Here is a 22,709-nt window from a genome sequence, read left to right as displayed (position 1 = left end):
TGACGTTTAAAAATTATTTTTATTATAGAATAATAGTTTAATTCCTAACTAAAAACTTATTATAAGAAATATGAATTTCAAAAAAATTGCCCTATTCTTTTTAATCACAGTTTCATACAACGCTTTCGCTCAAAAAGATGGATATTGGGACAAAGAACGTGCCACCACTAAAGAAATTATCGTTTCAGCTCGTGACAGAATTGTTCTTAAAACAGAAGATCTTCCTGTTGGAACCACAGAAATCGTTTACCGAATTACACTTTTAGACGAAAATCAGCAAATGACAAACAGTCTGATTTCAGTACTGAAATCAATTCCAGATCCAACCGGAATTAGTCAGGGATCTGCCGGAGCAGTTTTTTTAATGTCCAAAATTTCCGGTGATGATACCTGTACTTACGCTCTTTTTACTTCAAACGAAGATGCAAAAAAATACGTCGATGATGGAAAAACTGACAAATCATGTTATGCTCAGCCAGATGAAATAAGTAAAGATGCAAAAAGATTATCATTAGATAAATCATCTTGTTTAGCGCAAAATATTAGCACAATTTATTTCGGTTTCCATAGTAAAAACTGGCTTTTAAATCAAAAAATAGTCTTAGAAGTAGTACCATGGGTAGATACAAAACTAAACCGTGGTTGGAATCAGGACAATAAAAACGAAATTATCAGCTTATGCAAAACATCAACAATGGCACAAAAAATGGCCAATTCTGATGATTTTTGCGTTTGTATTTTAGATAAAATCATTAAACAATATCGTTACACCGAATTCCAAAAATTACTGCCAATTGAAAAAAACAAAGTCTATAAAGATTTCGGAAATGCGTGTTATAAAGACAGCGATATTTCAAAAAACGTGTACAACGATTTAAGAACACAAGCTGCAGCATTAATAAAATCTCAAAAATACAACGAAGCAATTCCAAAATTGAATACTATAATTAATGATGGAAAAGCAATCGCACTTGATTATAGTTCAATTGGTTACTGTTATATTTTGACAAAACAGTACGCAAAAGCCATTAAATTCTTAAAAGAAGGCGAAAAACTAGACGATACAGAATTGCAAATAAAATTAAATCTGGCACACGTTTATTTGTTAAGCGATGATTACAGCGCAGCAAAACCAATTTACAAAAAGTATCAAACTCAAAACGTAACCGACAGCCTGAGTTGGACAGACAAAACAAAACTTGATTTCTCGAATTTCAAAAAAGCAGGTTTACCATCTAAAGACTTCGATAAAGTTTTAAATCTTTATAATTAAGTGGTTTTCACCATATAAGTGATATAAGTTCATTTAAATTTTATTGCGTTTAAAATGGATTAGTAAGTAATATAAATCTATTTCAAATTGTGGTTAAAAATACCGTGCTTATATTTTCTTAGTAATTTTTATATATCAAGCACAACACTTAAATTACCTTACATCACTTATATGGTGAAAAAACAATAAAATGAAAGCAACTTACCATAAATACATGCTCGATTTCAAACGCCCTTCCGGAACTTCCAGAGGCGTTATGACCGAAAAAGAAACCTGGTTTATCATTCTAGAAGAAAATGGTAAAAAGGGAGTCGGCGAGTGTGGAATCCTGCGTGGTTTAAGTGCAGACGACCGTGATGATTATGAAGAGAAAATAAACTGGGCGTGCCAAAATATTCATTTAGGAGAAAGAGCACTTTGGGAAGCCTTACTAGAATTCCCTTCTATTCAATTCGGAATCGAAATGGCTTTTTTATCCCTGAAAAGTGAAAATCCATATCTATTGTTTCCTTCAGATTTTACCAATAATACAGAGTCGATCGTCATAAATGGTTTAGTTTGGATGGGCGAACCCTCATTTATGAAAGAGCAAATTGAAGAAAAATTAGCTCAGGGGTTCAATTGCATAAAACTAAAAATTGGAGCAATTGATTTTCAAAAAGAACTTGAATTATTGCAATTTATCAGAAGTCATTTTTCGGCAGAACAAATAGAAATCCGAGTAGATGCCAATGGAGCTTTTACTTTAAATGAAGCTTTAGATAAATTGAATCAATTAAAAGTATTTCAATTACATAGTATTGAGCAGCCAATTAAAAAAGGTAATACTCAAGCAATGGCAGATTTATGTGAAAGTACTCCTTTTCCTATCGCTTTAGATGAAGAATTAATTGGTGTGTTTTCATTGAAAGAAAAAGAAGCATTATTGCAAAAAATCAGACCACAATATATTATTCTGAAACCAAGTTTTGTTGGTGGTTTTCGAGGAACACAAGAATGGATTGATTTAGCTGAGAAATATAATATCGGCTGGTGGATTACTTCGGCGTTAGAAAGCAACATTGGACTTAATGCCATTGCACAATGGACATTTCTATTAAATTCAAAAATGCCACAAGGCTTAGGAACCGGAGCACTTTACACCAATAATTTTGATTCCCCTCTTGAAGTTTCAGAAGGACAATTATGGTACAATAATACTAAAAACTGGGATTCTTCATTTTTAGATAAAGTCTAAACATCAAAGCCAGTTAATCGTTACGAAATAAGAGAAAAAACCTCTGTCCCTTTGCAACTTTGAACCTTTGAACCTCTTTTCTCACTCTTTCCCTCCAAGTAATCCTGCTTGCCAGTCTCTTAGTTCCTGCCATTTACCCTGATAGGCAAATAATGCCTGTTTTGCCCAAGTACTCGGATTATGCATTGCATAGTTTTCTCCTCCCGCATCCAGAATTGCCTGTAATTTTTCAGTTGATGCTTCAGATAAATCATACCAGGTTGTAATTCCGGCTGCGTTGAACAGTGCTTCAATCTTTGGCCCAATTCCTTCTACAATTTTAAGATCATTATCTTTAATTTTCTTACCAAGTACTGATTTTGCTAATTTTTCATCAAATAAATATTTAGCTGTAGCAGTTAGAGAAGTTTTCTTTTTTGCTGTTTTGGTTTTCTTCGATGCTAAATCAGCCTCCAAAGATGAAATGCGGGCCGTCAAACTTTTTGTATGTGTTTTGCAGGCGTCTAAATCTGATTGTAATGACGCAACAAGTAAACCTTCTGCCTTTCCTGAGCTTCTTTTCCCCAGAAAATAACCTAGAATTCCGAAGATTAAGCCGGCAGCAACGGGTATTATAAAACACGATATATCCATCTTCAATATTTTTTAAATAATTATTCAAATTCTGTTATACATCCGGATTCTACTCAAATTTAACAAAAAAATAAATACATAATAACTGACAATCAGTTATTTAAATGTTAATATTAATGGTTTTAAAATATTATTATAAGCTTTACTGAATGTCTATTTGGTATTCCTGATTTCAGGACTGAAGTAAATTGAGTAACTTGCAATAAAAATTAATTCACATTAAAATGGTAGAAATTGAAAGAAAGTTTCTTGTAAAATCAAATGATTTTAAAGAACAGGCTTTTGCCAAAAATCCAATTGCGCAAGGTTACTTAAGTTCTCTTCCTGAGCGAACTGTGCGCGTTAGAATTAAGGGAAAAAAAGGCTTTCTGACTATTAAAGGAATTGGTCATCAGGGTGGTATGACCAGATTTGAATGGGAAAATGAAATCCCGCTTGATGAAGCGCAGGAATTGCTGAAATTGTGCGAAAAAGGTAAAATTGAGAAAACACGTTATGAAGTAAAAATCGCTAACCATGTTTTTGAAGTGGATGAATTTTATGGTGAAAATGAAGGTTTGGTAATGGCTGAAGTTGAATTGGAGTCGGAATCTGAATCTTTTGAAAAACCGGATTGGCTGGGAGAAGAAGTGACAAATGATGAACGATACTACAATGCATATTTAAGCAAAAAGCCTTTTAAAACCTGGGAAAAATAAAAACAGATGACACAATATGATTTGATAATTATTGGTGGCGGCCCAATTGGTTTAGCTTGCGCAATTGAAGCTCAAAAGAAAAACTTAAGATATTTAATTATTGAAAAAGGTGCAATTGTCAATAGTATTTTCAATTATCCATTGTACATGACTTTTTTCTCGACAGCTGAAAGATTAGAAATTGGAGATATTCCGTTTAATTGTCTTGCACCAAAACCAGGACGTCAGGAAGCTTTAGAATATTACAGAAACATTCATCGCTATTTTAATTTTGAAATTCATTTATTTGAAAAAGTTATTAGCGTTGAAAAACAAGAAAATTTACTTTTCAAGATTACATCCGATAAAAATTGGTACGAATCCAAAAATGTGGTTATTGCCACTGGTTTCTATGATATTCCAATTGAAATGAATGTAAAAGGTGAGAACTTACCAAAAGTACGCCATTATTATAAAGAAGCACACGAATATGCTTTTAGAAATATTTTAGTCGTTGGTGCTAATAATTCCTCCGTTGATGCAGCTTTGGAATGTTGGCGAAAAGGAGCAAATGTTACAATGGTGATTCGTAAAAATGAAATCAATAATCGTGTAAAATATTGGGTAAAACCAGATATTGAAAACAGAATCGCAGAAGGAAGTATTAAAGCATACTTTGAATCCAATATTACAGAGATTCGAGAAAATGAAGTTGAAATTGAAACGCCAAACGGAAAAGTAACAATTGAAAATGATTTCGTTTTAGCATTAACCGGATATAAACCAGATTTAAGTTTTCTTGAAAATATGGGTATTGAACTCTCTAATGATGAATTAAAAATTCCAATTTACAATCCTGAAACCATGGAAACAAACGTTGAAGGATTATTTTTGGCAGGAGTGGTTTGTGGCGGAATGCAAACGCATAAATGGTTCATCGAAAACTCCCGTGTTCATGCTAATATGATCGTAGATTGTATTACATCGAAGTAAAAAAGTTTGCCACTAATTACACTAATTTTCACGAATTTTTGTTGTCAGTTCGAGCGAAGTCGAGAACACTCATAAGCATCTCGACTCCGCTCGATGTGACATCTTATAGTAATTAAGAACTACATGAAAGCATAGAACAACCTACTTTTGAACGTGCCCATTCTGGTCGTTTTGCAAACCATTTTTCAGATTCCGGTTGTTCATCGTATGGTTTTTGCAGTAATACATATAACTCATTTATTAGAGAATAATCACCTTTGTCTGCCTCGTCAATAGCCAGTTGTGACATATAATTTCGCAACACATATTTGGGATTAATCTGATTCATTTTTTCAGAACGATCTTTATCTGAAAGGTCTTCCTGATTTAATCTTTGAATATATAAAGCGAACCATTTCTTCCAGGAATCTAAAATATCACCGGTAATTTCTTCCGGCAAATAGAAGGAATCCTGAATTTTTTCAATAGCCGTTTTAGCAGAATCACTCTTAATAATTTTGCTTAAATTTCTAAAAAAGATTGTCATATCTGTTTCTGACAATTGCAAAGCAGCTTCTAAATCAACTATTAATTTATTGTCAGTTTCAGTTGAAGTAAATATCCCTATTTTACTTAAAAACATTGTTTTATGATCAGATTCAAAATTATTTATAAAGGATTCTAAAATCTTTTCTAACGGTTCTGCTTCATTAATTAAAGGATAAAGCGCATTAGCTAATTGGTACAAATTCCACTGCGCAATTTGGGGCTGATTTCCAAAACGGTATCGTCTATATTGGCTGTCTGTTGTATTTGGTGTCCAGTTCGGATCATAATTTTCCAACCAACCATACGGTCCGTAATCGATCGTGATTCCATGAATTGACATATTATCGGTATTCATAACACCATGCACAAAACCAACACGCTGCCAATGCAAAATCATTTCGCGAGTAGTATCCGCAACCGTCTTAAAAAACTGCAAATATTGTTCTTTGGGTTGGCCTTTAATTTCAGGGAAATAATGTTTAATATTATATTCTACAAACTCTTTTAAATTTTTAAGTTCATTTCTGGCAGTAAGCATTTCAAAACTTCCAAAACGTATGAATGAAGGGGCAACTCTACATACAATAGCGCCCTTTTCGTATGCAGGATTTCCATTGTATAAAATATCACGTAAAACTTCGTCACCAGATAACATTAAAGAAAGCGATCGGGTGGTAGGAACGCCTAAATAATGCATGGCTTCAGCACATAAATATTCTCGAATTGAAGAACGCAAAACCGCCAAACCATCAGCAGTTCTCGAATAAGGAGTTTTTCCTGCACCCTTTAACTGCAAGGTAAAAAAGTCATTATTATGTTCGACTTCAGTTAAGTTTATGGCACGGCCGTCACCTAATTGTCCGGCCCAATTTCCGAATTGATGTCCTGCATAACACATGGCGTAAGGTCGCGTATCGGGAAGAATTTCTTTCCCGGAAAAAGCATTCAAAAACAATTCCGACTGAATTTCATCAGCTGTAATTCCGACCAACTCAGCGACTTCTGCAGAAGCGTGAATTAGTTTAGGATTGGAAGGTTTTGTAGGATTTACATATGAAAACAATGCATTTTTAACCTGACGAACTTCATTGGTTTGATCGGGATCTGCAGGCAACTCGGCTGTAAATCGATTATTTATTTTGAGATTTTTCATTTGAAATTTACTTTATTTTTGCTACTGCTTAAGTAGATTAAAAAAATAGGCTATTCTAAAATATAGCCACGAATGCACGAATGATTGCGTATAAATTTTTCAATAAATTCGTGAATTCGTGGCGAAAATATTTATAAATTATAATCTATAAGAACTTTTACTATGTGACAGAATTTTTTAATTATCCAACCAATCTATCGGCATACATTTTTTTCAATTTCTGTACTTTCGGATCGATTACGATTTGGCAATAACGGGCATCCTGATTGTTGTTGTAATAGTTTTGATGGTCTTCTTCGGCTTCGTAAAACACTTCAAAGGCTGTTAATTCTGTTACAATCGGTTCTTCATAAAAAGGTTTTACTTCTTCAAAAACCTGTTCCGCTATTGCTTTTTGTTCTGCATCGTGATATAAAACAATAGAACGATATTGTGTACCCACATCTGCTCCCTGACGATTTAAAGTTGTGGGATCGTGACTGGTCATGAAAATAAAAATTAAATCATGATATGAAATTATGTCAGGGTTGAAAGTGACTTGTATGACTTCGGCGTGACCGGTTCTGCCAGTACAAACTTCCCGATACGGCGGATTCTTAATGAAACCTCCTGAATAGCCTGATTTTAAAGATTCTACTCCTTTTAAACGCTGAATTACAGCTTCAATACACCAAAAACATCCACCACCAAAAGTGGCTACTGATAAATTTCCCATACAATAGTATTGTTATAGTTTTAATGCCTATTAATCCTATAGAATATTATGATAAATTATCAAAAAAATGACCGTTTAGTTAAACAAACTAATTAGTCTTCTATTATTTGAAGTTTGTAATTGACAAATTCGCAATTTTACAAAAAAGCTTTTATATTTGCATCAAACTCAGGCACACTAATGAATAGCAAAAATAGTACCATCACTTTAGAAACATATTTTCAGGATTTTAGGAAAAATATTGTTGGCGTAGATCAGGAATTTACTTCTCCATATGGCAAAAAACAAATCATTTATACAGATTGGACTGCCAGCGGACGTTTATATCGTCCTATAGAAGATAAATTACTGAATGAATTCGGGCCTTTTGTGGCTAATACACATACTGAAACAACTGTGTCAGGTACTGCCATGACAAAAGCCTATCATCATGCCAGACATATTATTAAGCGTCATGCCAATGCAAATCAGGACGATGTTTTGATTACAGATGGTACTGGAATGACAGGTGTTATCAATAAATTTCAAAGAATTTTAGGTTTGAAAATCCCTGAAAATTTGAAAAACTTTACAACAGTTCCTGCAGAAAAAAAACCAGTTGTTTTTATTTCACATATGGAGCATCACTCTAATCAAACATCTTGGTTAGAGACAATTGCAGATGTTGAAATTATTCCATCTTGCGAAAAGGGACTTTTTAGTTTAGATAATTTGGAAGTTTTATTAGAAAAATACGCTGACAGAACTATTAAAATTGCTTCGATAACTTCATGTTCGAATGTGACGGGTTTAAAAACTCCTTTTCATGAAGCAGCTAAATTAATGCACCAGCATAATGGAGTTTGTTTTGTAGATTTTGCCTGTTCAGGACCTTATGTTGCAATTGACATGCATCCTGCTGATCCTGAAGCTTATTTAGACGCTATTTTCTTTTCACCACATAAATTTTTGGGTGGGCCTGGAACTTCTGGTGTTTTAATTTTTAATAAAAAATTATACAATAATATGATTCCGGATTGTCCTGGCGGCGGAACTGTAAGCTGGACAAATCCTTGGGGAGAACACAAATATATTGACAATATTGAGGATCGCGAAGATGGCGGAACTCCAGGTTTCCTGCAGGTTATTAAAACTGCTTTGGCAATTGAGCTGAAGGAAGAAATGGGAATTGAAAACATTTTACAGCGTGAGCATGAAATTGTTGATTATGTTTTTGAGACTTTAGAGCCAGTTGAAAATATTAAAATTTTAGCAGGACAACATAAAAACCGCTTAGGGGTTGTTTCATTTTTTATCGAAAACCTCCATTTTAATTTGGGTGTGAAATTATTGAATGACAAATTCGGAATTCAGACGCGTGGAGGATGCAGTTGTGCCGGAACTTACGGGCACTTTTTATTACATGTTGATCAGGAAACTTCTAATAAATTGGTTAATGAAATTACAATTGGTGATTTGATCAAAAAACCGGGATGGATTAGAATGTCGATTCATCCAACAACGACAGATGAAGAAATTGCTTTTGTTTGTGAAAGTATTAAAGACTTAGCTAAAAACCATGAAAAATGGGCTTTAGATTATGCTTATAATAATAAAACCAATGAATTTGTTCATAAGAATGCTACTTCATTTGAAGATGAATTGGTTGCCGGCTGGTTTAAATCTTAATGTTGGATTTTTTAACCACAAAGTGCACTAAGGTTTTTTTATATAGCTGATGAATATAAAACACAAAGGTCACAAAGCTGTTGCAACAATAGATTTTATAAAATATGACCCCGATAAGTTTTTAACGCTTATCGGGGTTTATAATTCTAGTTTCTTGCTTCTTGCTTCTTTTGAAAACTAAACTTCTAATTTAGCCCCGATAGAGCCGGTATCCTTTGAGAGGAACGAACAAAGATATAGGCGAAAGCGGGAGGAATGGTTTTGAAAAACCTGATTGATTTGCTCCTAAAAAATCTAAAGCTACATAATAAGACGAACTCCGCCAAGATCTGAAACTCTGTAGGAGAATTTATTTCCGGGCGAACCTATAAACATGAAGTTTTTTGGAATCTTCCATTTTTGAGAAAGTTCATCGATAATTTCGGGTCCGAAAACACCTTGGATTTCAAGAAATTCGATATCAATATCATCGTAAGCCCGATCCAAAACTTCTAAATCTCTTTTTAAATCTTCATTATCTAAACTGTCATTTTTGACGTGAACAATTTTAAGCTTTTTTGTAGTTTCGTTATTTTCAACATATTGCAAAACTTTATTTAGAATAGCAATATCATCGCCTTTAGTAAAAAACACAAATTCCTGAGCATTTATTTTTGTGCTTAAATTTTGCAAATATCGATTGCTGACAATTACCATACGACGTAAGGGCTCGTAAAAATATTCTAGTCCGGCAATTAAAACTTTAATTAAGAAAACACGATTGAGCATAACTCCGACAAAGAGTAACGCGGGGATCATGTACTGTATGAAAGTGTAAAAGGAGTTAATGTTTAATTTCATATTTCCTAAAAACGCAGCAATAATAAAGGAAACTGCTATAACGACAATAAGGCCATGTGCACGCTCAGGTCTTGGTAGTTTACTTCGTTTGTATTTGAGCAATAAATTGCCAATTCCGAATAGCGCCATTACTGCTAAAAATGAAAATGTATAGACACCTGCAAGCGACTCCAGATGCCCTTTGGTTACAAATAAAACGGATATACAAAGCACTAAAAAGCTGATAACAATGCGATAATGCGAGCCCCTTTTATTTTGTTTCAGGAAATAATTTGGTAGAATACGGTCTAAAGTCATTCGGTTTAACAATCCGGAAACACCTACAAACGAGGTTAATACCGCTCCGCATAAAACTAAAACAGCATCGATAGAAATCAGCCAGGCCAACCAGGAACCTCCCGTCGTCTGACCTAAATAGGCGAGAAGCGATTCTTTGTTTTCTCCAACCTCGGCAAGTGGAATTACGCTGATTAATAAAATGGCAATTACAGGATTGAAAAAACTAACAATTGCCCACATGTTACGCAATGTTTTTGGAAAAATACCTTGTTTCTGTTCTTCAACAAAATTGGCTGAGCTTTCAAATCCTGAAATTCCGAGCATGGCTGCGGAAAATCCGAGGAAAAGTGCTGTTTTAATATTTGAATATGCAATGGGCATTTCCCAATTGAGATGGAAAGTTTCCAGACCATGATTCATAATAAACCAAAGCGAGGCCAAAACAAGCAAGCTCAGGGTTGCAAGATGCGTTATAAAAATAATTACAGCCACAAATGCTGATTCGCCTATGCCTAAAATTGCAAGTCCGGTAAATAAAACTAAAACGATAACTGTCGCAATGGTAACATTTAATCCTTCAAAAATTCCATGTAAATAATGCATGCCTTCAGAAGCCGAAATAACTGCTGTTGCCATATAGGACAAAACAGTTAATGTTGCGGCTATGGAGGCAAGCCGTTTGGTTGAAGTATTTAACAAAACATTATAAGCTCCTCCATTTAAAGGAATTGCACCAACAACTTCGCCATAAATTCGTCTGAATAAAAATAAAACGACAGCCACAATTAATAAAGAAATCCAGGCGTATTGCCCCGCATATAAAATAGTAAGAGCCGAAACATATAAACATGAAGAACTAATATCGTTTCCGCAAATTGCTGTTGCCTGTAATTGATTTAATTTTTTATGTAGAATTTCTTTCATAAGTATTGAAAATTAAAACGATTAATTCAATATTAAAAGCAACTAAAATAAAATCTAACTAAGGCAGATAGTATAGAAAGGCGGATATATTTAATTAATCAGAAATTTTGAATCTTCAATTTATGAAAATTATTTTGAATCCTGAAATTTTTTAAGTGACAATAGGGCTTGCTGTTTGATTTTGTTTTGAAAAAAACCTGTCCAGCCAAGGACATATCCAGTAATTCCGAAAGCTTGTTTCGACCATTTCCAGACATCAAAATTATCAGTATGTCTGATAATTAAACCATCCTGAAATACAAATTCAGCAAAAATTTTATTAATTACTTTTCGATTTGTTTTACTGAAATTATAAGTTGCGACCCATTTTGCGGAGCCTGTATGTTCATCAGCTTTAATATCTGAAAATTCAATTTTGATATTGCCTTTGCTTTTTAAAATCAGCATTTCCCACATTGTAGAGACCTGCTCTTCTTTTAGTAAACCAAAAGCGGGATCCATAAAATGGATTTTCGGGTGATAACATTCACACATTGTTTTGGCGTCGGCGTTTGCAAAAGCAGTATAGAATTTTGCAATTAAGTTTTCGTTGGCGTTCATGAAAAATAGGATTAAAATATAAATATAAGATTATTTATACAAATCTTTTCATTTATAATGCACTAATTGCCGCAGCTGTATCAAATGTTTTTTTTGACTTATCGAAAGCTGTAGAAAAATACGATATTTTATTTACTGCTGTAAAATAACCGGTCTGATTACCAAAAGTGTTTGAATTTCCTGTTACAATAAACCTAATTCCTTGTATGTCAGCTTTTTTAAGTTTAAGCATTTCTGCAGGAGTGAAGTAATAATAGGATGTTGTTTTGCCTTCAACCGTTTCTTTTACGTTTTTGTCAGTGCAGGCAATAACGTCGCCATTGACCAAATCAACATAAACGCCACCAGAAATTCGGGCTTTGTCATTTGCCGTAGCAATTGATAATTGTAAAATCCCACCTTTTTCTGTTTTAGCAATCTGAACATTTGTCTCGCCGGAGAAAGCATATTTTTCGCAGATGAAAATATAATTTTGTGTGGCCGGATAAGGTTTTGAGCCTTTTACGCTTAAAGTTTCCTGGGCGTTGGCAAATGTTGCAATTAACAGTAATAAAAATAGTGGTAATTTAAAATTCATAGTTATTGTTTATTGGTCAGTTATTTTAGAATCAAATTTTTCATCCCAATCCATAGATTTTATGGCAGAAACCAAATTGTCCTCATTCACAAAAACGCGTAATTCTTTATTGGCAACTTTTTTTGTATATAGGGCGTGATAACGGTAAATGACTTCTTGTTTGGTTTTGTAAACGCCATCTAATTTCAAATCAATAAAACTTCCATAATATTGTCTAAATCTTGTACAGGTTTTTGTTAACCGTTCCTCGGTCGTATTTTCCATAACAGACTTTGTTACTTCAGTTTCATTAAAAGGTTTGAACTTCGAGGTATTACATGTTTCTAAAACACGCTTGCCTAAATCGTATGCTTTTTTTTGCTGGTTGGCATTAACTTCGGCCGCCGGAACTTGTTTGATTTTTAAATCTTCAGTGTCACGGGTTACAGTTTTAGATTTACATCCAATTAGCAACAACAAACATATAATCAATACCGCTTTCTTCATAACTATTTATGTTATTTTTAATAATAAGTTAGGGTCGGGACAATTTTCTATGTAAAAATTCAAATCATTAGTGTTACAAACTCCAGGATAATCCCCCCAATAATTTTCAATATTTTTTATAATTTGAAAATGTACATGTGGCGCATAATCTCCGTTAACAGCTGGATTTCCTAATGTTGCAATTTTTTCGCCTTTTTTAAATTGCTTTCCAACGCTTAAATCGTCTATACTTTCTAACGATAAATGTCCGTATAAAGTATAAAATTTTTCATTTTCAACCACGTGCTCCAAAATAATGGTTGGTCCATAATCGCCAAGGCCAATATTGTTTTTAAAACTATGTACAGTTCCGTCAAGGGCTGCCAAAACAGCAGTATCAACTTTTGACCATAAATCAAGACCTATATGAATATTACGTTCCGGGAGAGAATCATTTTTAAAAATAGAGCTTCTTTTGTATAAAGTCCGTCCTTCGATATAGCCTCCAAAAGCAACTTCGGCATTATTGTCTTTTAAATAATTAGAAATAAAATTTTCAAATTCAGTAGCATTTTCGGGTTTGCTTTCCATTAACTCTTTATTGGTTATAGATAAATCTAAAGGAATGTATTTTGAGAAATCAATATTCGAATCGATAACTTTAGTAGGTGGTAAGGCTTTTAAAATAGAAACAAGGGTTTTCATAAAAGGTAATATTTAGGCAACTTTTTCAATTATTATTAATTCATTATGGTCTTCGATGCGAGGCAGCATTTTGGACGAAAATAGTTTCGAATTTATCTCTGCAATATACTTCCGATTTCTGACATTATGTGCTTCATCGAGAATCATTGTATTAAAAAGTACAAAACCCTGATCTTTTAAAAGTGCACATATACGATTGCTAAAAAAACTTTCAAACAAGAAATTGGGCATATTTGTATCTTCAAAAATATCAATAATAATAAGGTCATATTGATGTTTGGTTTTTAAAACAAATTCGAAAGCATCATCAATAACGATCTCTAACTGCTTAATTTTATTCAGATTAAAATATTCGTTTGCAATCTGAATCATATCTGAATCAATTTCAACACCGGTAATCTTACCTTTATATTCAATTTCGTCTACCAGCGTTTTTACGACACTTCCGCCGGCAACTCCCAACAATAATATATGATCCATTTCAAGAATTGTCTTGTAGCCAATATTTCGTAAACCGTACCTTAATATACGTTGTAAACTTCCATACGAATAATTTGTATTTTCAGAATCTAAAACCAATTCGCCATTTGTCCAGGTAACTTCGATCGTTTTACTTCTTGCCGATTTTTTCTTAAAAATTTTAATTGGAATCAGATAACTGAAAATTTTTTGAATCATTTTGTAATGCTTTTACTCAAAATTACCATTTTAAATCTTTTATTTTGCAGAAATAATAAATTTTAATGAAGAAACAATTGTACAAGTTCATCTTTTTTAAGCTAATGGGCTGGAAAATAGTAGGAATTGAAAATGCGGAAGTTAAAAAATGTGTTCTGATGGTAATGCCACATACAAGTAATCATGATTTTTATTTAGGAATTTTTACCCGTGGAATCTCTGGATTAGAAATGAACTGGGTTGGTAAGAAAGAATTATTCAAATTTCCTTTCGGATATTATTTCAGAAGTGTGGGAGGTGAGCCACTAGATCGTTCAGGCGGATTGAACAAAGTAGATTCTATTGCAGCAATTTTTGATCGTAAAGATGTTTTCCGATTAGCTGTAGCTCCAGAAGGAACACGCAAGAAAGTTACAGAAATTAAAAGCGGATTTTATTATATTGCTCTTAAAGCTAATGTGCCTATTATTCCGGTTGCTTTTGATTGGGGCAAAAAAGAAGTGAATTTAGGAAAGGCTTTTTATCCGACCGGAAATTATGAAGCCGATTTGCAAGTCTTGAAAAAACATTACGATGGAGTTATCGGTAAAATTTATCAGGACGGATTTCAATTGTAAATTTTTCGATATTTTTTCACTTACGTGAGAATCGCTTAAATGAAAAATATTTTTGAAAATTTTCAAATACGCGAAAATTTAAAATTACGGGACATATACCTTAAATGTTCCGTTTTTGTAAAAAAAGACGATTTTCTCAATTTCATCTTCTTCCGAAGAAAAATTTGAGTTTTTAACTTCCAGAGAATTTCTCGGTTCTGTTTTTTCTTCCTTATAATTTGTTTCAGAAAATAAATCCCCAGCTATATAATTTTCATTTGATGAAATAGGAGAGAGTGGTTTTATAATTTCTGAAACTGTTTCTGATTTTAAATCTAGACTTGCGTCTTCCATTTTAGGAAAACTTCCTTTACCATTTAATATCCAATAAAGATCTACGTCTGGAAAAACTTCAAGAATTTTCATGACAAAATCTAAACTTGGTTTATTCCTTCCTGACAGCAGGTGAGACATACTCGAGCGTTGTACCCCGATTTTATCAGCAAAAGCGGATGCATTTAAGCCATAATAATCGAGTATAATTTCAAGTCTTTTTACAAAATCATCGATGTTTACCATTGTAAATTATCTTTTAAGAAAGCGTTGTTTACAAATGTAATTAAAAGAAGTTAATAAAGCAATTTTACAGTTATAAATCGAATATGTTCAAGTAAAAACAAGGAATTAAAACTTCAAATAGATGTGTATAACTTATTGAAATACAATATTTAAGATTGCTTAAATTATGCTTGTAACAAATGTCAACTTATTAACTGTTATTTGACCAGTTATGCAATAGAACCCTGTTTACAATTCTAAATTTATGACTTTTTTAATTGTTTACAATTGTAAAAATAAAGATGTTTACTTTTGTAAACTAATCAAAAGACAATGAATTTAGAAGAATTATTCAACCTACACAAAGAACAATCTATAGCAGGACGTTACTTAACTTTAGACCACATTCAGCCTTTATTAGATAAACTTAACAACAATAACCAAGTCACAATTATTGGGAAATCAGTTTTAGATAAACCCATATATAGTTATGAGATTGGCACAGGAAAAACACGCATTTACCTTTGGTCACAAATGCATGGAAATGAAAGTACAACAACTAAAGCGCTTTTCGATTTCATTAATGTATTGAACAGCGGATCAGATTTCGCCCAAAAAATGCTTGAAACGTTTACATTTTATGCAATCCCTATTTTAAATCCTGACGGTGCAGCACTTTATACACGTGAAAATGCTAATAAAATAGATCTGAACCGGGATTCTCAGAATCTTACTCAACCAGAAAGCAAGGTACTCAGGGAGTTTTTTGAAACTATTAAGCCACATTACTGCTTTAATCTTCATGATCAGCGTACTATTTTTGGCGCAGGTGATACAGGAAAGCCGGCAACCGTTTCATTTTTAGCACCATCGTATAATGAGGAGCGTGAAATAAATGACACTCGTCTTAAGGCGATTAATTTAATTGCCGGATTAAATGATGTACTGCAGCAATATATTCCAGGACAGGTTGGCCGTTTTGATGATTCGTTCAATATCAACTGTATAGGAGATACTTTTCAGTTTTTGGGAGTACCTACAATTTTATTTGAGGCAGGTCATTTTCCTAATGATTACGAAAGAGAAATCACCCGTAAGTTCATATTTTTCTCGTTAATTTCGAGTTTTAAACTGCTTTGCGAAAACGATTTAGTTGATAACAGAATTAATGATTATTTGAATATTTCACAAAATAAAGTGGTTTTTTATGATTTTATGTATAAAAATATCAAAATAAATTATGATGGTATCGAAATTATTACGAATTTTGTCGCACAATACAAAGAAGAATTGATTGAAAATAAGATTCATTTTAACGCTTACATAGTTGAAGTAGGTGAATTAGAAAATTATTTTGGACATTATGAATATGACGCTCAAGGAGCTCTTTATTCAGATAATCACAATAATTTGCCAAAAATGAATCAAAAGGCAGATTTTTATTTAAATAAAAATGTTAAATTTGTTAACGGATTGATAAAAAGTTAAATTTTTTGTGAATTTGTTGTTTTTTATACATATTTTTATACTTTGTAATAGCAATTAGTAATATTAATTAAAGAATTATGAGTAAATTTCGTTTAGATGAAGTAGATCACCAGATTTTAGATATGTTAATAGACAATACGAGAGTTCCGTTTACTGACATTGCAAAAAAACTATTGATATCTGCTGGAACAGTACATGTTAGAGTAAAAAAAATGGAAGACGCAGGAATAATAATGGGATCTTCATTAGCCTTAGATTACGATAAATTAGGGTATTCATTTATTGCTTATGTGGGTGTATTCCTTAATAATACGTCTCAAACTAAATTTGTATTAGAGCGAATCAATCAAATTCCGTTCGTAACAGTTGCTTCTGTAACGACAGGAAAATTCAATATTTTTTGCAAAATCAGAGCAAAAGATACTAAACACGCAAAAGAAGTTATTTTCATGATTGATGATATCGAAGGTGTTTACAGAACAGAAACAATGATTTCATTAGAAGAAAGTATAAACGATAAGAAGCGTTTGATGCATACTATTTTTAAAAATATGTAATATTTTCTTGAATGCTATATTAAAATATAACCTCAAGTTTATTCTTGGGGTTTTTTTATGACTAATTAACCAAACAACTACAACACGATTATGTACACGTTACCCAAAATTGAACGTTTTAATCAAGATGTTCTCTCAAAATACCACATTTATAATAGTGTTTTTATAACACTGCCTTTTGATTCTATTGATAATACAGGGGTTTTATTGCCTTTATTTACAGAAACATGCGAAACGGGATTTAGAAAACAAGAAACACCAAAAGAAATTTTCGATTTCTTTTCAAATAAATATTTAACAAACGCATCTGAAAAAGAAAAAATCGATTTGATGTTTCGATTTATTCAATACATCGAACGTCAAATTGTTCTATTTGATGCGATTGAAGATGCTGCTTTTCCAGAAGTTAACAATATGGAAGGCCGTGGTTCTTTGCGTGATATCAAAGAAAAAACAGATGCTAAAGAGAAAAATGAAGAATTAATCGAATTCATTGAAAACTTTAATGTACGTACCGTTTTAACGGCGCACCCAACACAATTTTATCCTGGGCCGGTTTTAGGAATTATCAACGATTTAACTGATGCTATTCGTTTGAATGACTTGTTGAAAATCAAACAATTATTGGCGCAACTTGGAAAAACACCTTTTATCCAGAATGAAAAGCCAAATCCGTATGATGAAGCGGTAAGTTTAATCTGGTATCTTGAAAATGTATTCTACGCAACTGCCGGAGAAATTGTTCATTATCTGCAGAAAAATATCCTTCACGGAAATGCTATCAAAAATCAATTAATTAAACTTGGTTTTTGGCCGGGAGGTGACCGTGATGGAAATCCTTTTGTTACAACGGAAATTACTTTAAAAGTGGCAGAACGTTTGCGTACTTCTATTTTAAAGTGTTATTATGTTGAAATGAGAAACTTAAAGAGAAAGTTAACTTTCTCAGGAGTAGATACTTTAGTAGCTGAACTTGAACATAAACTTTACCGTTCTGTTTTTTATTCAAAAGGTGAAATTTACATTACTTTAGAAGAATTATTGGCGCAATTAAATAAAATCAGAACTATAATTATTGAAAAACACCAGTCATTATATTTAGATGAATTGGAAGCGTTTTTGGTGAAAATCAACTTATTTGGATTCCATTTCGCTACTTTGGATATTCGCCAGAATAGTAAAATTCACGATGCTGTTTTCAAAGATGTTGTGAATTATTATTTGAATTCAGGTTCGAGCATATTTCCTCAAAACTATTTTGAATTGTCTGAGGATGAAAAATTAGTTGTTTTATCTAAAGTTAAAGGCGAATTAAATCCTGCTGACTTTAATGATGAAATTACAAGATCTACATTAGAATCTGTACAAGCTATCAAAACCATTCAGGAACGCAATGGCGAATTTGGAGCAAACCGTTACATTATCAGCAATAACGAAAGTGCGCTGAATGTAATGGAGACTTTTGCGATGATTCGTTTAAACAATTGGGAAAATCCTACGGTTGATATTATTCCGCTTTTTGAATCGGTTGACGATTTACAAAATGCGCATCAAATTATGGAGCAATTGTACACCAATCCTGAGTATTCTAAACATTTGCAGGCGCGAGGAAATAAACAAACAATCATGCTTGGTTTTTCTGATGGTACTAAAGATGGTGGTTATTTAATGGCTAACTGGAGTATTTATCAGGCTAAAATTTCATTGACAGAAATCTCTAGAAAATATGGTATTCAAGCTATTTTCTTTGATGGACGTGGTGGACCTCCGGCTCGTGGCGGTGGAAAAACACATAAATTCTATGCTTCATTAGGACCAAAAATTGAAAACAACGAAATTCAAATCACAGTTCAGGGACAAACAATCAGTTCGAATTTTGGAACTTTAGATTCTTGTCGATATAATATCGAAAACTTATTAAGTGCCGGTGTTACTAATCAGGTTTTCAGCAAAGAAGATAATGAGTTGAGCGCCGAAGAAACTTCTATTTTGACTCAATTAGCCGGTTTAGGTTACGATAAATATTTAAGTTTCAAAAATCATCCAAAATTCATTCCTTATTTAGAGAAGATGAGTACGCTGAAATATTATTCTAAAACTAATATTGGAAGCCGTCCTTCAAAAAGAAGCAAATCAGAATCATTGGATTTTGCCGATTTAAGAGCAATTCCATTTGTTGGATCCTGGAGTCAGTTAAAACAAAATGTACCAGGATTTTTTGGAGTTGGTTCTGCTTTAAAATATTTTGAAGAAAGCGGACAATGGGATAAAGTGAGTGATTTGTATCATAATTCACTATTCTTCAAAACGCTTTTGGAAAACAGTATGATGTCATTGGCAAAATCATTTTTGCCATTAACAGCTTATATGCGAAATGACCCTGAGTTTGGTGAATTCTGGCAAATTATCTACGATGAATTTTCAGAAACAAAACGTCTTTTACTTAAAATTGCCGGTCATAAAACCTTAATGGAAAATTATCCTGATGGTATAGCATCGATTCAAGTAAGAGAGCGTATAGTATTGCCATTGTTGACCATACAACAATATGCTTTATTAAGAATTAACGAATTGAATAATGATAAAAGTGGTAACGAAGAGCTGATTAAAGTTTATGAAAAAATCGTAACCAGATCTCTTTTCGGAAATACAAATGCGAGTAGAAACTCTGCCTAAAAATCGTATATAATGAAATTAACTGAAACTGAATATTCCGGACCATTTGCAAATTACATTCAGGAAGCCGGAGAAATTAATTTGATTGAGGAATTAGAAATTTCCCTTCATGATTTTATAAAATTTGTTCAAAATATTCCATTAGATAAATTTGATTATCGTTATGCCGAGGGAAAATGGACAATCAAAGATATCATTCAGCATTTAATTGATAGTGAACGTGTCTTTGCATATCGTGCTTTGCGTTTCTCAAGAAATGACAAAACTGCTTTGCCTGGATTTGAAGAAAATGATTACGTAGACAATACAAATGCAAACGGAAGAAGTATTCAGGATTTATTGACAGAACTTTCTGCAGTCAGACACTCAACTTTATTGTTTTACAAGAGTCTTTCTGAAGAGCAACTTAAACGAATAGGAACTGCTTCAACGCATCAACTTTCGGTTAGGGCTTTGGGATATGTGATTGTTGGACATCAAAAACATCATCAAAAAGTTTTTCAGGAAAGGTATTTGTAAATCTGAAAAATTAAGAATAAAAAAATCCTGTGAATATATTTTCACAGGATTTTTTATTTTTAAAATTTCCACTCACAGTTGCATAAAATGCAATATTTATAAATATAATAAGATCTTATTTATTTCGCTCAACAATCGCAAGACCAAATCTAATTTTATCATAAGATAATTTTTCTTCAAAATAATCGTAATAGGGTTTTAGTGCTGTCGGATATTGAAGTTCTACTTGTGCTTTATGCAATTGTTTGACTTCATTATCAGTAACAAACGGACTTAAATCAATGTCTGCACCATCTACATATAATTTTGCTAAATGCGAGATAATAGTAGTTTGTCCCAAATTACGTTTTCCTGCAATTTCCTCAATACTGTTACCTTCGTTAAAAAGTGCTAAAGTCGTTTTATAGGTATTACCTTCCTTTTTTACTTTGGCATTTTCTTTTTTTACTTTTTCATAATAGGTAATTGCATCTATAAATTCTGAACCATATTTTTCAAGTTTAGCTTTACCAACTCCCTCAACAGCAAGGAATTCCTCATCACTCATTGGTCTCAATGTTTCCATCTGTCTTAAAGCAGCGTCGCTAAAAATTACGTAGGCAGGAACATCTTCTTCTTTAGCAATTTCATAACGTAGTTTTCTTAGTATTTCAAAAAGCGAGTTTTTGGCAGCTTTTACTTTTGTTTCTTTAATTTCATTTTTATCGATTACTTTTTTAACAACGGTTGTCAATTTTACCTTTTCGCCTTCAAACAGAACTTTCTTTGCAAAAGGAGTTAGTAAAATTTTATTATGTTGGTGGAAGGCAATTTCACAATATCCCAAATTAATTAGTTGAATTAAGTACTGATTCCAATCATACCATGATATGTCTGCGCCAATTCCGTACGTTTTTAAGCTTTGATAATTTTTTTCGTAGATATACGCGTTTCTCGAGCCTCTTAAAAAATCTACAATTACAGCTAGTGGTTCCGATTCCTGCAAGCGACTAATAGCAGATAATGCTTTTTGCGCGAGAATCGTACCATCGAAAAATTTTGGAGGATTTTTGCAAATATCGCAGTTACCGCAATTCTCTTTAACTAATTCTCCAAAATAAGAAAGCAGAATTTTTCTACGACAGCTTAAGGCATCCGCATATTGTTTCATTCTTTCTAACTTTGCCAGCTGAACATCAGAATTCAAACCTTCCGACGCAAATTTCTGCAGCTGAATCACATCTGCATAACTTTCAAATAAAACAGTTTCTGCTGGTAAACCGTCGCGGCCAGCGCGGCCAATTTCCTGATAATAACCTTCAATATTTTTTGGTAAATTGTAGTGAATGACCCAGCGCACATTCGATTTGTCAATTCCCATTCCGAAAGCAATTGTAGCACAAACGACCTGACAATCGTCATTTATAAATTCATCCTGTGTTTTCGCTCGAAGTTTATTATCTAAACCTGCGTGATATGCTTTTGCTGAAACACCACTTTTTTGAAGTTTCTGAGCTAATTCTTCTGTTGTTTTTCTACTTAAGCAATAGATTATTCCAGATTCGTTTGGTTTATTTTCTACGAAATCAATAATTTGTTTGACACGATCCAACGCCGGACGAACCTCTAAACTTAAATTTTGTCGATCAAATGAAGCAACAAAAGTCTTTGGATTTTTTAAATTTAGTTGTTTGGTAATATCAGTTCGCGTTGCTTTATCGGCAGTAGCGGTCAATGCAAGGATTGGAGTAGAAGGGAAGCGGTTTTTTAAGTACCCTAAATTGGTATAGGCTGGTCTAAAATCGTGTCCCCATGATGAAATACAATGCGCTTCATCAATTGCAATTAAGCTAATTGTTAATTCATTAAAAATAACATCCAGATAAGATAAACTTTCCGGAGCAATATAAACGAGTTTAAAATTATTGGATTTTAAATTATCAATATAAAATTGTTGTTCTTCACTTGATTGGCTGCTATTAATATAACAGGCATTAATTCCATTTGTTTTTAAACTATCAACCTGATCTTTCATTAAAGCAATTAAAGGAGAAATAACAATTGTGATTCCGGGCAAAACCAAAGCTGGCAATTGAAAACATATTGATTTTCCACCACCAGTTGGCATAATGGCTAAAGTATCCTGACCAGCAAGTATTGTATTTATTATAGTTTCCTGATTTGGACGAAATTTTTCAAATCCAAAGTTTTCTTTTAATTTGGCGTGTAAAAGTTCTGTGTTCATTTGGCTTTTATTTTTTAAATATTAAATTTAAAAGAAATTTCTTATAAATTGTAAAAATATTAAATTTATTATTTAAAGAAAATGTCAAGTACATTTATAGTTTAACAAAAAAAAGGAACTCCAAATAGAGTTCCTTTAATTTATTT

Annotated in this window: 21 protein-coding genes; 10 read left to right on the top strand and 11 right to left on the bottom strand. The window is 32.7% G+C overall.

All coding sequences use genetic code 11. The features are described 5' to 3' along the window. The first annotated feature begins 70 nt into the window (after positions 1-70). Together J2X17_RS11895 and J2X17_RS11890 are read left to right on the top strand one after the other, a co-directional pair. Positions 71-1,273 (top strand): tetratricopeptide repeat protein, encoded by a 1,203-nt coding sequence (locus J2X17_RS11895; protein ID WP_310298111.1) that lies wholly within the window; start codon positions 71-73, stop codon positions 1,271-1,273. A gap of 190 nt (positions 1,274-1,463) precedes the next feature. Beyond that, positions 1,464-2,510 (top strand): o-succinylbenzoate synthase, encoded by a 1,047-nt coding sequence (locus tag J2X17_RS11890; protein ID WP_310298109.1) that lies wholly within the window; start codon positions 1,464-1,466, stop codon positions 2,508-2,510. Between the two features lie 81 nt (positions 2,511-2,591). Here J2X17_RS11890 and J2X17_RS11885 read toward each other — a convergent pair whose 3' ends face one another. Beyond that, the gene (locus J2X17_RS11885; RefSeq protein WP_310298107.1) at positions 2,592-3,143 is read right to left on the bottom strand and encodes a hypothetical protein; all 552 of its coding nucleotides are present in this window, start codon (positions 3,141-3,143) and stop codon (positions 2,592-2,594) included. Between the two features lie 224 nt (positions 3,144-3,367). Here J2X17_RS11885 and J2X17_RS11880 point away from each other — a divergent pair, with 224 nt between their 5' ends. Continuing rightward, entirely contained in the window at positions 3,368-3,841 is a 474-nt protein-coding gene (locus J2X17_RS11880; RefSeq protein ID WP_310298105.1) for a CYTH domain-containing protein, read from the top strand. A gap of 6 nt (positions 3,842-3,847) precedes the next feature. Further along, positions 3,848-4,813 (top strand): YpdA family putative bacillithiol disulfide reductase, encoded by a 966-nt coding sequence (locus J2X17_RS11875; protein WP_310298102.1) that lies wholly within the window; start codon positions 3,848-3,850, stop codon positions 4,811-4,813. Between the two features lie 112 nt (positions 4,814-4,925). Here J2X17_RS11875 and J2X17_RS11870 read toward each other — a convergent pair whose 3' ends face one another. Together J2X17_RS11870 and msrA are read right to left on the bottom strand one after the other, a co-directional pair. Next, positions 4,926-6,494, bottom strand: a complete 1,569-nt coding sequence (locus tag J2X17_RS11870; RefSeq protein ID WP_310298100.1) for a protein adenylyltransferase SelO — start codon at positions 6,492-6,494, stop codon at positions 4,926-4,928. Positions 6,495-6,675: 181 nt separating this feature from the next. Next, positions 6,676-7,209, bottom strand: a complete 534-nt coding sequence (gene msrA / locus J2X17_RS11865) for a peptide-methionine (S)-S-oxide reductase MsrA (RefSeq protein WP_310298098.1) — start codon at positions 7,207-7,209, stop codon at positions 6,676-6,678. A 180-nt stretch (positions 7,210-7,389) separates the two neighbouring features. Between msrA and J2X17_RS11860 the strand changes: the two genes are divergently transcribed. Beyond that, positions 7,390-8,877, top strand: a complete 1,488-nt coding sequence (locus tag J2X17_RS11860) for an aminotransferase class V-fold PLP-dependent enzyme (RefSeq protein ID WP_310298096.1) — start codon at positions 7,390-7,392, stop codon at positions 8,875-8,877. A 300-nt stretch (positions 8,878-9,177) separates the two neighbouring features. Here the strand turns inward: J2X17_RS11860 and J2X17_RS11855 are convergent, their stop codons facing one another. The 6 genes from J2X17_RS11855 to J2X17_RS11830 all read right to left on the bottom strand — a co-directional run bounded on the left by J2X17_RS11855 (position 9,178) and on the right by J2X17_RS11830 (position 13,945). Next, positions 9,178-10,920 carry an APC family permease gene (locus J2X17_RS11855; RefSeq protein ID WP_310298094.1) on the bottom strand — a complete coding sequence of 581 codons (1,743 nt, stop codon included), beginning with the start codon at positions 10,918-10,920 and terminating at the stop codon, positions 9,178-9,180. A gap of 129 nt (positions 10,921-11,049) precedes the next feature. Further along, entirely contained in the window at positions 11,050-11,520 is a 471-nt protein-coding gene (locus J2X17_RS11850; protein WP_310298092.1) for a nuclear transport factor 2 family protein, read from the bottom strand. Positions 11,521-11,572: 52 nt separating this feature from the next. Beyond that, the gene (locus tag J2X17_RS11845) at positions 11,573-12,097 is read right to left on the bottom strand and encodes a hypothetical protein (protein ID WP_310298090.1); all 525 of its coding nucleotides are present in this window, start codon (positions 12,095-12,097) and stop codon (positions 11,573-11,575) included. A 9-nt stretch (positions 12,098-12,106) separates the two neighbouring features. Continuing rightward, positions 12,107-12,583: a hypothetical protein gene (locus J2X17_RS11840; protein WP_310298088.1), complete on the bottom strand. Its 477-nt coding sequence runs from the start codon at positions 12,581-12,583 to the stop codon at positions 12,107-12,109. Between the two features lie 6 nt (positions 12,584-12,589). Further along, on the bottom strand, positions 12,590-13,267 hold the full coding sequence (locus J2X17_RS11835; RefSeq protein ID WP_310298086.1) for a peptidoglycan DD-metalloendopeptidase family protein: 678 nt from the start codon (positions 13,265-13,267) through the stop codon (positions 12,590-12,592). A gap of 12 nt (positions 13,268-13,279) precedes the next feature. After that, positions 13,280-13,945, bottom strand: a complete 666-nt coding sequence (locus J2X17_RS11830) for a spermidine synthase (protein ID WP_310298085.1) — start codon at positions 13,943-13,945, stop codon at positions 13,280-13,282. Between the two features lie 65 nt (positions 13,946-14,010). On the opposite strand from J2X17_RS11830, the gene J2X17_RS11825 reads away from it, so the two are divergent. After that, positions 14,011-14,562 carry a 1-acyl-sn-glycerol-3-phosphate acyltransferase gene (locus J2X17_RS11825; protein WP_310298083.1) on the top strand — a complete coding sequence of 184 codons (552 nt, stop codon included), beginning with the start codon at positions 14,011-14,013 and terminating at the stop codon, positions 14,560-14,562. Between the two features lie 84 nt (positions 14,563-14,646). Here the strand turns inward: J2X17_RS11825 and J2X17_RS11820 are convergent, their stop codons facing one another. Further along, entirely contained in the window at positions 14,647-15,120 is a 474-nt protein-coding gene (locus J2X17_RS11820; RefSeq protein ID WP_310298081.1) for a helix-turn-helix domain-containing protein, read from the bottom strand. Between the two features lie 312 nt (positions 15,121-15,432). Here J2X17_RS11820 and J2X17_RS11815 point away from each other — a divergent pair, with 312 nt between their 5' ends. The 4 genes from J2X17_RS11815 to J2X17_RS11800 all read left to right on the top strand — a co-directional run bounded on the left by J2X17_RS11815 (position 15,433) and on the right by J2X17_RS11800 (position 20,339). Beyond that, positions 15,433-16,587 carry a M14 family metallopeptidase gene (locus J2X17_RS11815; RefSeq protein ID WP_310298079.1) on the top strand — a complete coding sequence of 385 codons (1,155 nt, stop codon included), beginning with the start codon at positions 15,433-15,435 and terminating at the stop codon, positions 16,585-16,587. A 77-nt stretch (positions 16,588-16,664) separates the two neighbouring features. Further along, positions 16,665-17,144 carry an Lrp/AsnC family transcriptional regulator gene (locus J2X17_RS11810; protein ID WP_007805990.1) on the top strand — a complete coding sequence of 160 codons (480 nt, stop codon included), beginning with the start codon at positions 16,665-16,667 and terminating at the stop codon, positions 17,142-17,144. A gap of 90 nt (positions 17,145-17,234) precedes the next feature. Continuing rightward, positions 17,235-19,820 (top strand): phosphoenolpyruvate carboxylase, encoded by a 2,586-nt coding sequence (locus J2X17_RS11805; RefSeq protein ID WP_310298077.1) that lies wholly within the window; start codon positions 17,235-17,237, stop codon positions 19,818-19,820. Between the two features lie 12 nt (positions 19,821-19,832). Next, the gene (locus J2X17_RS11800) at positions 19,833-20,339 is read left to right on the top strand and encodes a DinB family protein (protein WP_310298075.1); all 507 of its coding nucleotides are present in this window, start codon (positions 19,833-19,835) and stop codon (positions 20,337-20,339) included. Positions 20,340-20,454: 115 nt separating this feature from the next. On the opposite strand, the gene recQ is transcribed toward J2X17_RS11800, so the two are convergent. Continuing rightward, positions 20,455-22,563: a DNA helicase RecQ gene (gene recQ / locus J2X17_RS11795; protein WP_310298073.1), complete on the bottom strand. Its 2,109-nt coding sequence runs from the start codon at positions 22,561-22,563 to the stop codon at positions 20,455-20,457. Positions 22,564-22,709 lie beyond the last annotated feature (146 nt).

Origin of the sequence: Flavobacterium aquidurense (assembly GCF_031458035.1) — a bacterium.
GTDB classification, from domain to species: Bacteria; Bacteroidota; Bacteroidia; order Flavobacteriales; family Flavobacteriaceae; genus Flavobacterium; species Flavobacterium aquidurense_C.
The sequence above is the reverse complement of the archived record's forward strand: the minus strand, read 5'-3'. Positions and strand labels throughout refer to the sequence as shown.

Excerpts from the sequence above, each read along its gene's own strand:
- J2X17_RS11895 (WP_310298111.1), top strand. The coding sequence starts at position 71 with ATGAATTTCAAAAAAATTGCCCTATTCTTTTTAATCACAGTTTCATAC.
- J2X17_RS11890 (WP_310298109.1), top strand. The coding sequence starts at position 1,464 with ATGAAAGCAACTTACCATAAATACATGCTCGATTTCAAACGCCCTTCC.
- J2X17_RS11885 (WP_310298107.1), bottom strand. The coding sequence starts at position 3,143 with ATGGATATATCGTGTTTTATAATACCCGTTGCTGCCGGCTTAATCTTC.
- J2X17_RS11880 (WP_310298105.1), top strand. The coding sequence starts at position 3,368 with ATGGTAGAAATTGAAAGAAAGTTTCTTGTAAAATCAAATGATTTTAAA.
- J2X17_RS11875 (WP_310298102.1), top strand. The coding sequence starts at position 3,848 with ATGACACAATATGATTTGATAATTATTGGTGGCGGCCCAATTGGTTTA.
- J2X17_RS11870 (WP_310298100.1), bottom strand. The coding sequence starts at position 6,494 with ATGAAAAATCTCAAAATAAATAATCGATTTACAGCCGAGTTGCCTGCA.
- msrA (WP_310298098.1), bottom strand. The coding sequence starts at position 7,209 with ATGGGAAATTTATCAGTAGCCACTTTTGGTGGTGGATGTTTTTGGTGT.
- J2X17_RS11860 (WP_310298096.1), top strand. The coding sequence starts at position 7,390 with ATGAATAGCAAAAATAGTACCATCACTTTAGAAACATATTTTCAGGAT.
- J2X17_RS11855 (WP_310298094.1), bottom strand. The coding sequence starts at position 10,920 with ATGAAAGAAATTCTACATAAAAAATTAAATCAATTACAGGCAACAGCA.
- J2X17_RS11850 (WP_310298092.1), bottom strand. The coding sequence starts at position 11,520 with ATGAACGCCAACGAAAACTTAATTGCAAAATTCTATACTGCTTTTGCA.
- J2X17_RS11845 (WP_310298090.1), bottom strand. The coding sequence starts at position 12,097 with ATGAATTTTAAATTACCACTATTTTTATTACTGTTAATTGCAACATTT.
- J2X17_RS11840 (WP_310298088.1), bottom strand. The coding sequence starts at position 12,583 with ATGAAGAAAGCGGTATTGATTATATGTTTGTTGTTGCTAATTGGATGT.
- J2X17_RS11835 (WP_310298086.1), bottom strand. The coding sequence starts at position 13,267 with ATGAAAACCCTTGTTTCTATTTTAAAAGCCTTACCACCTACTAAAGTT.
- J2X17_RS11830 (WP_310298085.1), bottom strand. The coding sequence starts at position 13,945 with ATGATTCAAAAAATTTTCAGTTATCTGATTCCAATTAAAATTTTTAAG.
- J2X17_RS11825 (WP_310298083.1), top strand. The coding sequence starts at position 14,011 with ATGAAGAAACAATTGTACAAGTTCATCTTTTTTAAGCTAATGGGCTGG.
- J2X17_RS11820 (WP_310298081.1), bottom strand. The coding sequence starts at position 15,120 with ATGGTAAACATCGATGATTTTGTAAAAAGACTTGAAATTATACTCGAT.
- J2X17_RS11815 (WP_310298079.1), top strand. The coding sequence starts at position 15,433 with ATGAATTTAGAAGAATTATTCAACCTACACAAAGAACAATCTATAGCA.
- J2X17_RS11810 (WP_007805990.1), top strand. The coding sequence starts at position 16,665 with ATGAGTAAATTTCGTTTAGATGAAGTAGATCACCAGATTTTAGATATG.
- J2X17_RS11805 (WP_310298077.1), top strand. The coding sequence starts at position 17,235 with ATGTACACGTTACCCAAAATTGAACGTTTTAATCAAGATGTTCTCTCA.
- J2X17_RS11800 (WP_310298075.1), top strand. The coding sequence starts at position 19,833 with ATGAAATTAACTGAAACTGAATATTCCGGACCATTTGCAAATTACATT.
- recQ (WP_310298073.1), bottom strand. The coding sequence starts at position 22,563 with ATGAACACAGAACTTTTACACGCCAAATTAAAAGAAAACTTTGGATTT.